This window comes from Streptomyces sp. NPDC008139 (assembly GCF_042957025.1).
Taxonomy (GTDB): Bacteria; Actinomycetota; Actinomycetes; order Streptomycetales; family Streptomycetaceae; genus Actinacidiphila.
This window is the reverse complement of record NZ_JBIBHM010000008.1, coordinates 53,233-66,623: the sequence shown is the minus strand read 5'-3', so window position 1 is coordinate 66,623 and position 13,391 is coordinate 53,233. Positions and strand designations below refer to the sequence as shown.

At 71.9% G+C, this 13,391-nt stretch carries 13 protein-coding genes; 5 read left to right on the top strand and 8 right to left on the bottom strand.

The window, feature by feature from the left end:
- Nucleotides 1–54 precede the first annotated feature (54 nt).
- The 4 genes from ACFZBB_RS18175 to ACFZBB_RS18160 form a co-directional block, all read right to left on the bottom strand.
- Nucleotides 55–537, bottom strand: a complete 483-nt coding sequence (locus ACFZBB_RS18175) for a succinate dehydrogenase hydrophobic membrane anchor subunit (RefSeq protein ID WP_391123392.1) — start codon at nt 535–537, stop codon at nt 55–57.
- A gap of 6 nt (nt 538–543) precedes the next feature.
- A complete protein-coding gene (gene sdhC / locus ACFZBB_RS18170; protein ID WP_188279402.1) occupies nt 544–924 on the bottom strand; it encodes a succinate dehydrogenase, cytochrome b556 subunit in 381 nt (126 codons plus the stop codon).
- A 58-nt stretch (nt 925–982) separates the two neighbouring features.
- Complete coding sequence (locus ACFZBB_RS18165) at nt 983–1,666, bottom strand: 2-oxo-4-hydroxy-4-carboxy-5-ureidoimidazoline decarboxylase (protein ID WP_391123389.1); 684 nt, start codon at nt 1,664–1,666, stop codon at nt 983–985.
- A 183-nt stretch (nt 1,667–1,849) separates the two neighbouring features.
- Nucleotides 1,850–2,650, bottom strand: coding sequence for a DUF4253 domain-containing protein (locus tag ACFZBB_RS18160; protein ID WP_391123386.1), 801 nt, complete (start codon nt 2,648–2,650; stop codon nt 1,850–1,852).
- 209 nt (nt 2,651–2,859) lie between these two features.
- Between ACFZBB_RS18160 and ACFZBB_RS18155 the strand changes: the two genes are divergently transcribed.
- Nucleotides 2,860–3,456: a sigma-70 family RNA polymerase sigma factor gene (locus ACFZBB_RS18155; protein ID WP_391123383.1), complete on the top strand. Its 597-nt coding sequence runs from the start codon at nt 2,860–2,862 to the stop codon at nt 3,454–3,456.
- Between the two features lie 272 nt (nt 3,457–3,728).
- Here ACFZBB_RS18155 and ACFZBB_RS18150 read toward each other — a convergent pair whose 3' ends face one another.
- Nucleotides 3,729–4,652 carry a L,D-transpeptidase family protein gene (locus ACFZBB_RS18150; RefSeq protein ID WP_391123380.1) on the bottom strand — a complete coding sequence of 308 codons (924 nt, stop codon included), beginning with the start codon at nt 4,650–4,652 and terminating at the stop codon, nt 3,729–3,731.
- Nucleotides 4,653–4,840: 188 nt separating this feature from the next.
- Between ACFZBB_RS18150 and ACFZBB_RS18145 the strand changes: the two genes are divergently transcribed.
- Nucleotides 4,841–6,421 carry a methylmalonyl-CoA mutase family protein gene (locus ACFZBB_RS18145; protein WP_391123376.1) on the top strand — a complete coding sequence of 527 codons (1,581 nt, stop codon included), beginning with the start codon at nt 4,841–4,843 and terminating at the stop codon, nt 6,419–6,421.
- A 48-nt stretch (nt 6,422–6,469) separates the two neighbouring features.
- Here ACFZBB_RS18145 and ACFZBB_RS18140 read toward each other — a convergent pair whose 3' ends face one another.
- From ACFZBB_RS18140 to ACFZBB_RS18130, 3 genes are all read right to left on the bottom strand, one after another.
- Complete coding sequence (locus ACFZBB_RS18140) at nt 6,470–6,634, bottom strand: SCO1431 family membrane protein (protein WP_355336880.1); 165 nt, start codon at nt 6,632–6,634, stop codon at nt 6,470–6,472.
- 115 nt (nt 6,635–6,749) lie between these two features.
- The gene (locus tag ACFZBB_RS18135) at nt 6,750–8,117 is read right to left on the bottom strand and encodes a polysialyltransferase family glycosyltransferase (protein ID WP_391123374.1); all 1,368 of its coding nucleotides are present in this window, start codon (nt 8,115–8,117) and stop codon (nt 6,750–6,752) included.
- On the bottom strand, nt 8,117–9,235 hold the full coding sequence (locus ACFZBB_RS18130) for a glycosyltransferase (RefSeq protein WP_391123371.1): 1,119 nt from the start codon (nt 9,233–9,235) through the stop codon (nt 8,117–8,119). The genes ACFZBB_RS18135 and ACFZBB_RS18130 overlap by 1 nt, the downstream gene beginning before the upstream one ends.
- A 223-nt stretch (nt 9,236–9,458) precedes the next feature.
- Between ACFZBB_RS18130 and ACFZBB_RS18125 the strand changes: the two genes are divergently transcribed.
- From ACFZBB_RS18125 to ACFZBB_RS18115, 3 genes are all read left to right on the top strand, one after another.
- The gene (locus tag ACFZBB_RS18125) at nt 9,459–10,757 is read left to right on the top strand and encodes a DUF6716 putative glycosyltransferase (RefSeq protein WP_391123368.1); all 1,299 of its coding nucleotides are present in this window, start codon (nt 9,459–9,461) and stop codon (nt 10,755–10,757) included.
- Between the two features lie 292 nt (nt 10,758–11,049).
- On the top strand, nt 11,050–12,342 hold the full coding sequence (locus tag ACFZBB_RS18120) for a cytidylyltransferase domain-containing protein (RefSeq protein ID WP_391123365.1): 1,293 nt from the start codon (nt 11,050–11,052) through the stop codon (nt 12,340–12,342).
- Between the two features lie 88 nt (nt 12,343–12,430).
- Nucleotides 12,431–13,372, top strand: coding sequence for an N-acetylneuraminate synthase family protein (locus tag ACFZBB_RS18115; protein ID WP_355336885.1), 942 nt, complete (start codon nt 12,431–12,433; stop codon nt 13,370–13,372).
- Nucleotides 13,373–13,391 lie beyond the last annotated feature (19 nt).

Below are 13,391 nucleotides of genomic sequence, written 5' to 3'. Positions count from 1 at the left end.
AGCGCTTGGCGTCAGCGGCTTCGCGGCTTGGCGGTGATGGCCGTGTCGGCCGCGTTAGCGGATGTTCGGGTCGAAGGTGAAGATCACCAGCGAACCGAGCACGATGGTGAACGCCGTCGCGGTGAACAGCAGCGTCTTCAGCCAGATGCGGGTGTTCGGCCGCTCGGCGTAGTCGTTGATGACGGTCCGCAGGCCGTTGCCGCCGTGCAGCATGGCCAGCCAGAGCATCACCAGGTCCCAGCCCTGCCAGAACGGCGAGGCCCAGCGGCCCGCGACGAACGCGAAGCCGACCTTGGTGACACCGCCGTCGAGCACGAGCTGGATCAGCAGGTGGCCGAGGACCAGGACGACCAGCACCACACCGGACAGCCGCATGAACAGCCAGCCGTACAGCTCGAAGTTGGTGCGGGAGCTGCGCGGGGTCCGCTTGGTGCGGGCGCGCGGCGGCTCGATGACCGGGGCCGGGTGGTCCGGGCTGTACGTGACGCTGGAGCCGGTCAGCTCGACCGCGTCCGCGGGAGTGATTTCGGTGGACATGTGCGGTCAGCTCCCGAACAGGACTCGTGCGGCATGGCCGAGGACGGGGTAGATCGCGCCGACCATCAGGAGAGCCCACAGGCCGAGCACCGTCCACAGCATCTGCTTCTGGTAACGCGGGCCCTTGGTCCAGTAGTCGACCGCGATGATCCGCAGGCCGTTCAGCGCGTGGAAGAGGATCGCGGCCACGAGGCCGTACTCCAGCAGGCTGACGATGGGGGTCTTGTAGGTCGCGACGACCTTGTCGTAATCCTCGGGGGAGACCCGCACCAGGGCGGTGTCGAGGACATGGACGAACAGGAAGAAGAAGATGAGGACACCGGTGACTCGATGAGCCACCCAGGACCACATGCCTTCCCGGCCGCGGTACAGCGTTCCAGCCGGCACGGAAAAAACCCTCCGGGAGCGGGGCGAGGGGTGCCGGCTGTCGTTTCCAGCTAGTCGGTCACGCCCGGCCGGGTACGGTCCACCGGCCCCGGCCATCGTAGCGACGCGATGTCGGCTCCGGACCGCGGGGTAGGCCAGGTGTGATCGATCCCGCACGGTCGGGTGAACCGGCGGGGGTCTTTCGCGGGCCGGACTCGGCCAGATGCCCACCGGTGTCCGCGAGTCGCAGCAGCCGCGCGCGGCAGATCCGGCGCAGCTGCTCGGCCGTCACCACCGACTCCTCGTCCTCGTCGTGCCCCAGGCGCTGGCGCAGGCTCGCCAGCGTCAGGTCGAGGGCGGCGGCCGGGTCGTCGGGGTCGTCCAGATCGGTCAGCGCGATCACGAAGGCGTGACCGAACTTCGCCTCGTACGCGGCGTTCGCGGCCCGCAGCGCGGTGTGCACGGTCAGGCCGCCGCGGTCGGGCAGCGCGGTGGTGGTCTCGCCCGCCAGCGCCTCGGCGAGATCGCCCGACGTCAGGTCGTACGCCGCCTCGTCGGCCGCGGCGAGCAGCGCCTCGACCGTCGGATACGGCCGGTGCGCGGCCACCCGGCGGGCCCAGCGGTGGCTGCCGCAGCAGGTGCGCAGCGCCGCCTCCGCGACCAGGGAGGGGGCCCGGTTGAGCAGATACAGCCCCTCGGGCGGGGTGTCGCTGGACAGCGCTGGGCTCCTGGATCGGGTGGACCGGGGGTACGGAATCGGCACGGCGGTACGACAGGTGCGGATTCGGTACGGCTTCGGCTCGGGAAGGTACGGCAGGGGGAGTGCTCCCACTTTAGGGGCAGCCGGTTCGAACATGTCCGACGGGACCTTGAACTTCACTCGTACGTGAGGCGGCGCGACCTCCGTTGACGCGACCCCCGTTGGCCCGCCCCGGCCGGGCGCCGGTCAGTCCCACCAGAACGACCACAGCCGCTCCCCGCGCAGCGCCTCGGCGTAGTCGGGGAACGGAAACGTCCCGTCGTTCAGATTCGACGCCCCGGTCAGCACATGTTCGAGCGCGACGTGCCCGGCGTGCGCGGAGGCCAGCGGCGGCGAGGCCACCGACACGAACACCGACGAGCCCTCGAAGCCGATCACCCGCGCCCCGAACCGGTCCTCCCACGTACGCAGCAGCGCCGACAGCTCCAGCGCGGGCGCCTCGGTCTCCCAGCCCGCCAGCGCCGGGATGTCGGCGGTGCGTTCGGCGCGGACCAGCGCGATGTGCGCGATGAAACGGGTCGTGAAGTAGTGCAGCATCTGCCCGACGGCCGCGCGCGCCACCGCGTCGGGCGAAGGGCCGGGATGCGGCGGCGAGGCGGCGGCGAGCCCGGGAAAGGCGGTGAAGGGCGGCCCCGGATCGGCCGCCAGCAGCGCCGCCGCGTCGTCCGGCCACACCTCGTCGATCGCCGGGTGCGGCGGGAGCAGCGACCGCGCCTCCTGGTACGTCCCCCACGACTCGCGCAGCGACGCCTCCGCGTCCACCGCGTCGATCTCGGCCGCGCGGTGCCCGAAGCCGTTCGCACACGGCCACGCCATCAGCACCGGCAGCCAGCCGGTCTCCTCCTGCTGCGCCTGGTAGCGGGCCCACAACCGGCCCGGTGCGACCACGGGTTCGTCGCTCAGCCACAGTCCCGGCGCGGAGCCGGGGACCAGCCGTCCCGGCGGCAGTCCGCCCGGGAGCCCGTCGATGAGGCGGTCCAATGACATCGGAGGACTCCTCAACGACCGTTCATGAGGGGACTGCGTGGGGGAAGTTGACGACGGCCGGGGGCCGCCTCCCCCCACAGGAGCGTCCCCGGCCGCCGTCTTGTACGGCGTATCCCCGTTCAAAAGTGTCACCGCTCCCATGGTTCAAAAGTGTCAGCGCTCCCACATGAGGCAGGATGGGGCGAGTGTTCGAGGGGGTGGGGCCAGAGGTGGACCTGGAGACCGCGGTAGCCGGGGCGCAGCGCGGGGACGAAGCCGCGTTCCGCGTCGTGTACCGCGCTGTGCAACCGCAGTTGCTGCAATACGTCCGCAGCCTGGTCGGACCGGTGGACGCCGAGGACGTCGCCTCCGAGACCTGGCTGCAGATCGCCCGCGACCTCCCCAACTTCCGCGGCGCGGGCGACTCGGTACGCGGCTGGGCCGCGCGAATAGCCCGCAACCGCGCGCTCGACCACATCCGTGCCCGCGCCCGGCGGCCCGTCTCCGGCGCGGGGGTCGACGAACTCGTCCAGCTCCCCGACCGGGCCGACACCGCGGGCGAGGCCCTGGACGCCGTCGCCACCGACCGCGCCCTGGCCGCGATAGCGGCCCTGCCGCGCGAGCAGGCCGAGGCCGTCCTGCTCCGCGTCGTCATGGGCCTGGACTCCACCAGCGCCGCCCGCGTCCTCGGCAAGCGCGCCGGGTCCGTCCGGATGGCCACCCACCGCGGCCTGCGCCGCCTGGCCGAACTCCTCGAACACGACGACGACCCGCGCGCCGACGCCGACCACGTCGGCGTGACCTTCTCGACCTCCAAGGCCCTGTGACGCGACCCGCGGGGCCCTGTACGGCACCTCGCGGGGCGCTTCCGGGACCCGCGGCCCCGGCCGCCGACACCTCCGACGAATCATGGGACGGCCGGGGCGGGTGCGGCCAGGTGACACTTCCGCGTGCCGGTGCGCTTTAGGAAGTGGACCGACTGGTCATCGGCCCTGCGGACCCCGGTTCTCCCCGTATCGGGGTCCGTGCGAAGGGCGCGGCCGGGCGCATTCCCCCTGCCCGGCCGCGCCCGTCACCACAAGGATCGGCTCCGCCCGCGTCACCAGTACACGACGACCTTGTCACCCACCTTGACCTGGTCGAACAGCGCGGAGACCGCCGCCTTGTCCCGTACGTTCACACAGCCGTGCGAGGCACCCGCGTAGCCGCGGGCCGCGAAGTCCGAGGAGTAGTGCACGGCCTGCCCGCCGCTGAAGAACATCGCGTACGGCATCGCCGTGTTGTAGAGCGTCGAGACGTGGTCGCGGCTCTTGAAGGTGACGTGGAAGAGCCCCTCGCGGGTCGGGGTGTACTGCGACCCGAAGCGGACGTCCATCGTGGCCCTGACCTTGCCGTCGACCACCCACGACAGCGTGCGAGTGGTCTTGCTCACGCACATGGCGCGGCCGGTCATGCAGCGCGGGTCGAGCTTGCCCGCGGGCTTGGGCGGCGCGACCGGGTACAGCTCCTTGTGGGTCGGGGCGTGGGTCAGCGAGCGCAGCTTCGTCCAGGTGTCCTGGGTGACGCGCCCGGTGATGGCCAGGCCGTGCCGCTCCTGGAAGTCGCTCACCGAGTGCTGGGTGACGGTGCCGTAGTAGCCGGTGGGGGACTGGCTGAAGAGGTGGAGCTGGGCGAGCCTGGCCTGGAGCTCGCGGACCTTGGCGCTGGTCGAGCCGGTGGCGATCACGGCGGGGACGACGGGCGGCGCGGTCGTGGCCGGAGCCGTCGGCGACGCCGGTGCGGTCGTGGTGGGCGCGGCCGACGTCGTCGGCGGCGCGGTGGTGGCCGGTGGTTCCGACGACGGCTGCGCGGTCGTCGCGGTCGGCGACGGCGCCGCCGAGGTGGCCGGCGGCTTGTCCTTGCCCGAGGCACCGGTGTCCTGCGGTCCGCAGCCCACCAGCACGGCCGTCGAGAGCGCCGCCGTCACGACCGCCGCGGCCACCGCCAGCGGCGACCTGCTGCCCGTCCCCGTCATCGTCCTCATCCCCTGCGTCCCCCCGCTCGTGCTTCCTGTTCTTCCCTAGACATCGATTCCCGGCCGTGCGGTTGCGCGAACCGCGGGGAAGACTGTGAGGAAGGTCCCAGGCCGCCGCGGTGCACCGCACGCAGGGCCGCCGCTACAGTCCGTTACGCCAGCCACACAGCCATTCAGCAGCACACGGAGGCGTGAAGATGACACGCGAGTCGGAGTCGGGACTGCCGATCGAGCCCGTTTACGGGCCGGGCGTGTTGGAGGGCTGGGATCCCGCGGCCGAGCTGGGGGAGCCGGGCAAGTTCCCGTTCACCCGCGGTGTGTACCCGTCGATGTACACCGGCCGTCCCTGGACGATGCGGCAGTACGCGGGCTTCGGCACGGCGGCGGAGTCCAACACCCGCTACAAGGGCCTGATCGCCAACGGCACGATGGGCCTGTCGGTCGCCTTCGACCTGCCCACCCAGATGGGCCACGACTCCGACGCGGTGATCGCGCACGGTGAGGTCGGCAAGGTCGGCGTGGCGATCGACTCGGTCGAGGACATGAAGGTCCTCTTCGACGGCATCCCGCTGGACCGCGTGTCGACGTCGATGACGATCAACGCGCCCGCCGCGCTCCTGCTGCTGATGTACCAGCTCGTCGCCGAGGAACAGGGCATCGAGGCGTCCGCGCTGACCGGCACGGTGCAGAACGACGTGCTGAAGGAGTACATCGCGCGGGGCACGTACATCTTCCCGCCCAAGCCGTCCCTGCGGCTGATCTCGGACATCTTCGGATACTGCCGGACCGAGATCCCGAAGTGGAACACCATCTCGATCTCCGGCTATCACATGGCGGAGGCCGGTGCCTCGCCCGCGCAGGAGATCGCGTTCACCCTCGCCGACGGCATCGAGTACGTGCGCACCGCCGTCGCCGCCGGGATGGACGTGGACGATTTCGCACCGCGCCTGTCGTTCTTCTTCGTCGCCCGCACCACGATCCTGGAAGAGGTCGCGAAATTCCGGGCCGCGCGGCGCATCTGGGCGCGGGTGATGCGTGAGGAGTTCGGGGCGAAGAACCCGAAGTCGCTGATGCTGCGCTTCCACACCCAGACCGCCGGTGTGCAGCTCACCGCGCAGCAGCCCGAGGTCAATCTCGTACGGGTGGCCGTCCAGGGCCTGGCGGCGGTGCTCGGCGGCACCCAGTCGCTGCACACCAACTCCTTCGACGAGGCCATCGCGCTGCCCACCGACAAATCCGCCCGGCTCGCGCTGCGCACCCAGCAGGTGCTGGCGTACGAGACGGACGTGACCGCGACCGTCGACCCCTTCGCCGGGTCGTACGTGGTGGAGAAGCTGACCGACGACGTCGAGGCCGCCGCGCTGGCGCTGATGGCGAAGGTCGAGGACCTCGGCGGCGCGGTCGCGGCGATCGAGAACGGCTTCCAGAAGTCGGAGATCGAGCGCAGCGCGTACCGGATCGCGCTCCAGACGGACTCCGGCGAGCGCGTGGTGGTCGGCGTGAACCGCTACCAGCTCGACGAGGAGGAGCCGTACGAGCCGCTGCGCGTCGACCCGGCCATCGAGGCCCAGCAGGCCGCCCGGCTGGCCGCCCTGCGCGCGGGCCGCGACCAGGACGCCGTGGACGCGGCGCTGGCGGCCCTGCAAAAGGCCGCGCAGGGCACCGACAACGTCCTCTACCCGATGAAGGAGGCGCTGCGGGCCCGCGCCACCGTCGGGGAGGTCTGCAACGCGCTGCGGGAGATCTGGGGCACGTACGTCCCCACGGACGCCTTCTGATCCGCGACCGGGCCCGCTGACACCGTCACGCGGGCCCCGGGAACGCCGTCAGAGCAGGTGGATCTGCGTGATCAGCATCGCCACCAGCACGGTGAGCGTCCAGCCCAGCACCTGCTCCATGAGGTGCTTGCGGTCCTTGGGCCCGCCCGTGCCGGTGCCGGGCTCGGTGTGCGGGCGGGGTGCGGCGAAGTCGCTCACGGTGTCGGTCCTCATCGTGTGGGTGTACGGCCCCTCAGGCCGGTGCGGCCCCCGGAAGTCCTCCACGATGCGCCGTCCGACGCCGCCGGTAAAGGGGCGAATGCCCCACCGGCGGCGATCGTGAGGGATGTCACCCCATGGTCGCCTTCTTCAGGGCGCGCGCCCTGCGGGCCACCCTGCGGACCGTCCGATTGCGCGGCACGAACGCCAGCCGGGCCGGTACCGCGCCCGGCAGCCCGAGCGAGGTCAGCCGCCGCCGCTTGAAGTACGGCCAGGTCGCCGCGCTCAGATGACCCGTCAGATACGCCTCGGCCCCGGCCCGCAGCTTCGGGTACGCCTTCGGCTGCATGCAGAAGCCCACCGCGTGCAGCAGCGGCGTCAGCTCCGCCGCCACCCGCTCGGGCGACGGCGAGGACCAGGACCGTACGGCCGAGGCGTCCGCCAGGTCCGGCAGCAGCGCGTGCACGATCGTCACGGGCACCCGGTTGCTGTTCTGGTACGGCGACAGGCGCTCCAGCAGCAGCTTGGTACCGGTACGGGCCACCGGGATGCCGTACAGCGCCGACGCGGTCAGCAGCGCGGTGGAGAAGCAGCCGACGACCAGCGCGGGGCGGGCCCGCTGGTAGACCACCTCGGCCAGCACCGGCGTGTTGAGCACCGTCAGCGTCGCGCCCAGCCGCTCGGCCTCGGCGCGCAGCGGCTCCGTCCAGTGCGCGGGGGCGGTGGGGTGCGGCTTGAAGACGATCTCGCGGTGCCCGAGGGCGGCGGCGCCGCGCACCATCGACAGGTGCAGCTCCTCCTCCTCGGCCACGGAGAGGATGCCGAGCGCCGACAGGTACTGGCCCAGCAGCAGCGCCGCGCCCTCCGGCACGTCCGCCAGATGCTCCTCGGCGAGGTCGGCGGAGGCCTCCGCGACCTCGGAGAGCACCTTGGTGAAGCCCTCGGTCGGGACCACCTGCGGCTCCACGCCGTGCTCGGAGAGCAGCAGCGGGCGCAGCCCCGGCACCAGGTCCAGGTGGTAGAGCCGGTCGATCCGGGTGTCGACCAGCAGCCCCAGCTTGTTGCGGGTCGGGCCGTACGACATCAGGCCGTCCGCGTACACGCTGATCGGGGCGCCGGTGAAGACCTGCACGAAGGAGAGCGCGGGCGCGACCTGGAGGGACTCGACGATCAGCTCCACCGCGTCGTCGCCCAGGCTCCACAGCATCCGCAGATGCCGCTCCCACAGCGGCACGTCGTCCGGGCGCGGGACCCAGCCGCCCGGGTGCAGCGGGGTGATCGTCTCGTTCCACGACACGACGCGGTCGAAGCGGTCGCGCAGCACCTCGAAGCCGGGGGCCCGGTCGAGCCCCGGATTGGTCTCGGGCACCGACGCGTTGTTGCTGACCACCAGGATGCGGCGGTCGGCGGGCGGGAACGACCCGGAGTCCAGGCCGGCGGCCAGCGTGGCGGCGCCGTACAGCGTGGAGGCCATGAAGAGCTGAGTGGTACGTGCCATCACGCGACCGCCGATCCGTTGTCCGTGGCGTCCGGATCGTCGTCGTCCTCGGGCTTCGCGGCGCCCGCCCCCGCTCCGGCGGCCGGGGAGGCGGAGGCCGCGGTGCGCCGTGCGGCGGGCGACAGCTCCGGGTAAGGATCGGCGTCCAGGCCGTCGGTCCTTACCGGCACCCGCCAGCGCAGGCGGCGGATCTTCACACTGCGCTCCAGGTCCATCGAGTCCAGCGCGTCGGTGAGCACGTCGTGCGGCAGCCGGTTCAGCGCGGCGGCGCTGATCGCCTTGAGCTTGCGGGCCAGCACGGGCTCGAAGCGGTCGATGTTGTCGAGGTGGTGGGCGATGATCGCGCAGTAGGTGCGGACCGCCTTGGGCAGGTACAGCTCCGCGTCCCGGTCCGCGGTGATCTCCGCGATGACCTGGTCGAAGGAGCGGACGAAGTCGAGCTGCCGGATGTCACCGATCTGGGTGAGCGAACTGGCCACGCCGCGCCGGTAGTAGACGCCCAGCAGGCCGAGCACCGCGCAGGACTTCGCCTCGCGGTGCAGCCGCCAGATCCACGGCCGGTCCTCGGCGGTGCGCAGGTGCTCGGGGAAGTGCAGCAGCCCCTCGTCCACGATCCGCCGGTGGTAGGCGCCCGCCCAGGAGTACGGGTAGTCGACCAGCGTCGGGCGGTCGGCGGGCAGGATCGTCGCGCGCGGGTCGAGCCGCTGACCGCGGCGGCCGTACGGCGCCCGGATGATGTTGCGGGTGCTGCCGGTGCACTGCACGTGGTCGGTACGGATGAAGTCGACGTCCAACTCCTCCATCGCCCGCACCAGTTGCGGCAGATAGCCCGGGGCCATCCAGTCGTCGCCGTCGAGGAACGTCAGATACGTCCCCTTGGCCGCGTCGATGCCCGCGTTGCGCAGGCTCGCCACCCCGGTGTGGTCACGCCGGATGATCCGTGCGCCGGGCAGCGAGCCGACCCCCTGCTCCAGAAGCTCCGGAGTCCGGTCGGTCGACCCGTCGTCCATCAGCAGGAACTCGAAATCCGAGCGTGCATTGGCACGGAGACTGCGCAGCGCGTCGGGTACGAATTGCTGCACATTGAAAAAGGGCACGATAACGGTGAGCTTGACCACCCGCCGTACCTTAGGGCGTTTGCCTGTCCTTTTGCTTTGCGTCGAGCGTACATCTGGGTAAACGGCAGATGTCGGAGCGGTGAAGCAGGCCCCGCACGGGCTCTGCGGCCGGTCAGAGAACTCCTGGCCTATCCACAGCAGATGGCTAAGTGGCGGCTCTATGTTTACCTGCTGTTGGTCGCCAATTAGCGCGATGAACTCAACGGCTTCCTAAGGTTTTGCCGTGCCAAAACGTAAGCCCGGCCCATTGCGGGTCACTGTGATCGCCGACTCGGACACCCGGTGGAAGTGGGGTGCGCTGACCGCGCGCCGGATCGACCCCGAGGCCCGACTCGACGCGCGGCTGCTGCGCGGCCGGGCCACCCCCACCCCCCGCCAACTGGCGGAACTCGGTATTCCGGCCGACTCCATGGAGGAGGCGACCGCCGCCGAGATGCTGGCCGACATCGACGAGGAGAGCTGCGACGTGGTCGTCATCTCCTGCGTCGGCGGCACCGTCCAGGCGCTCCTGCACGGCTTCGCGCGCGCCTGGGAAGGCCGTCCGCAGCGACCGCTGGTCGTCACCGGATACGTCGGCGTCGTATACGAGAAGCTCGCCGACGGTCTGCTGCTGCGCGCCGGGGCCGACGTCGTACTCGCCAACAGCGCCGACGACGCACGGCGGTTCAGGGACGTGTACGAAGGCGTCGGCTACCGCACCACGAGCATCGTCGAGACCGCGCTGCCGTTTCTCGGCGGTGAGCCGTACCGGCCCGACGACCAGCGGCCGTTCACCGTCACCTTCGCCGTGCAGCCGTCCGCGCCCGAGGGCCGGGCCGACCGGACGCACCTGCTGCGCCGCACCGTCGACCACGCGCGGCGGCACACCGAGCGCGAGGTGCTGGTCAAGCTGCGCAGCAAGCCCGGCGAGCACACCACGCACATCGAGGAACACCCGTACCAGAAGCTGGTCGCCGCCCTCGATCCGCCGGACAACCTCCAGTTGGTCTACGGCAACATGGCCGAGGTCCTGGACCGTACGGACCTGCTCGTCACGGTCAGTTCGACCGCCGCGCTCGAATCGCTGCACCGGGGCATCCCGACCGCGATCCTCACCGACCTCGGCATCCGCGAATCGCTCGGCAACCACCACTTCCTCGGCTCCGGCTGCTTCGCCTCCTGGGACGAACTGGACGACGGCCACGTGCCGCACGCCCACCCCGACTGGACCGCGGCCCACGGTGTCGCCGCCCTCGCGCCCTTCGCCGCCCTGCGCGCCCGCGTCCAGGCGCTGCTCGCCGAACCCGAACTGCCGCGGATCGCGCCCTACTACACGCTGCGCACCGCCCCCGGTTACCTCCCCGGCGTCCTCGCCCGCCACGGCCTCGACCCCAAGGGCGAACCCGCCGGCGGTCTCGCCCCGCGCGACCCCGGCCCCGTCCGCCGCGCGGTCCGCGACTTCGTCCGCAACTCCGCCCGCACCGCCTACCGCCAGGGCGTCCAGCGCGTCGCCCCCACCATCCGCCGCTGGGGCCAGCTGTGACGGCCCGCATACGCGCAGGACGTGCCCCTTCAGGGGCGCGGGACCGCATCCGAGGTGCGGCTGCCGACGCGTGGGCGCCTGCGGGGTCGAGCCCCGCAGGGGCGCGGGGAACTGCGCGGTCCGCCCCCACCGGCCGGTGGTCGGGAGACAACCGAATTGCCCCTCCGGGGCCGGTGGTGACGTGCGGTCCGTCGACGGCCGAGCGCGCGGTTCCCCGCGCCCCTCAAACCGTGCCCTTCGGCGGAGGAACCGCAGGGGCCCGCACCGCCCGAAAGACGACAGGAGTCACCCGATGAGCGACCGATCCACCACCCCGGCCGGAAGCGTCCTGGCCGTCATCCCCGCGCGCGGGGGGTCCAAGGGGGTGCCCGGGAAGAACCTGGCGCCGGTGGGCGGGGTGCCGCTGGTGGCGCGGGCGGTGGCGGCCTGCGTCGAGGCCGGGCGGGTGACCGCGGTCGTCGTCTCCACCGACGACCCCTCCATCGCCGAGGTCGCGCGGGCCGCGGGGGCCGAAGTCGTCCTGCGCCCGGCGGCGATCGCGGGCGACACCGCGACCAGCGAGGCCGCGGTGCTGCACGCGATGGACGCCCACGAGGCGATGAGTGGCGCGGCCACCGACGTCGTCCTGCTCGTCCAGTGCACCAGCCCGTTCATCACCGCGGAGGAGGTCGACGGCGTCGCCGCCGCGGTGCTGGACGGCGGCGCGGACACCGCCCACACCGTCGCCCCCTTCCACGGCTTCATATGGCGCGAGGCCGCGGACGCCGTCACCGGCCGGACCGCCGCCGTCACCGCACCCGCCGAGACCGCACCCGCCGAGACCGCGCCCGCCTCCGCCGTCACCGCGCCCGCCGCCGGGGGCGCCGTCGGCGTCAACCACGACAAGTCCACCCGGCCGCGCCGCCAGGACCGGCCGCAGGATCTGCTGGAGACCGGCACCGCGTACGCGATGCGCGCCGACGGCTTCCGCGCCGCGAACCACCGCTTCTTCGGCAGGACCGCGCTGGTGCGCACCGACCCGGCCCGCGTACTGGAGATCGACGAACCCGCCGACCTCGAACGGGCCCGCGCCCTCGCCCCGCTGCTCGACCCGCGCACGACGACCCCCGGCTGGGGCGACGTCGACGCGGTCGTCCTCGACTTCGACGGCACCCAGACCGACGACCGGGTGCTGATCGACGCCGACGGGCACGAGTCGGTCACCGTGCATCGCGGTGACGGCCTCGGCGTCGCGGCCCTGCGCCGCGCCGGAATGCCCGTCCTCATCCTGTCCACCGAGACCAACCCGGTCGTCGCCGCACGGGCCCGCAAGCTCAAGGTCCCCGTGCTGCACGGCATCGACCGCAAGGACCTCGCCCTCAAGCAGTGGTGCGAGGAGAACGGCATCGCGCCCGAGCGGGTGCTCTACGCGGGCAACGACGTCAACGACCTGCCGTGCTTCGGCCTGGTCGGCTGGCCCGTCGCCGTCGCCGGTGCCCACGACGTGGTGCGCGCCTCGGCCCGCGCCATCACCACCGCCCAGGGCGGTCACGGCGCGATCAGAGAGATCGCCGCCTGGCTGCTGGGCCCCACTCTCGCCCGCTGACAAGCAGCCGCCGGCGACCGCCGGCCCCGGCCCCGCCGGCAGCACACCTCCATCCCCCCGACAGTCCCAACCCGTAAGGAACACCCTCGTGACCACATCCATCCCCGCAAACCTCCGCCGCGTCGGCTCCCGCCACATCGGCAACGGACAGCCCGTCTACGTCACCGGCGAGATCGGCATCAACCACAACGGCGACCTGGAGAACGCGTTCGCACTGATCGACGCGGCCGTCGCCGCGGGCTGCGACGCGGTCAAGTTCCAGAAGCGCACCCCGGAGATCTGCACCCCGCGCGACCAGTGGGAGATCGAGCGCGACACCCCCTGGGGCCGTATGACGTACATCGACTACCGGCACCGCGTCGAGTTCGACGAGGCCGGCTACCGGTCGATCGACGAGTACTGCCGCAAGCGCGGCATCGACTGGTTCGCCTCCCCGTGGGACGTCGAGTCCGTCGCCTTCCTGGAGAAGTTCGACGTGCCCGCCCACAAGGTGGCCTCCGCCTGCCTGACCGACGACGACCTGCTGCGCGCCCTGCGCGGCACCGGCCGCACCGTGATCCTGTCCACCGGCATGTCCACGCCGAAGCAGATCCGGCACGCGGTCGAGGTGCTCGGCAGCGACAACATCGTGCTGTGCCACGCCACGTCGACGTACCCGGCCAAGCACGAAGAGCTGAACCTGCGCATGATCAACACCCTCCAGTCCGAGTACCCGAACGTGCCCGTCGGCTACTCCGGCCACGAGGTCGGCCTCCAGACCACGCTCGCCGCGGTCGCGCTCGGCGCCGTCTTCGTCGAGCGGCACATCACCCTCGACCGCGCCATGTGGGGCTCCGACCAGGCCGCCTCGGTCGAGTCGACCGGCCTGGAGCGCCTGGTGCGCGACATCCGGATCATCGAGACCTCCCTCGGTGACGGCGTCAAGAAGGTCTACGAGGGCGAGCTCGGCCCGATGAAGAAGCTGCGCCGCGTCGCGGGCGTCGTCGCCGAGTCCGAGGCCGCGGGCGTCGAGGCACCCGCCGCCGTCTGACCCCGGAAGGGCGGCGGGG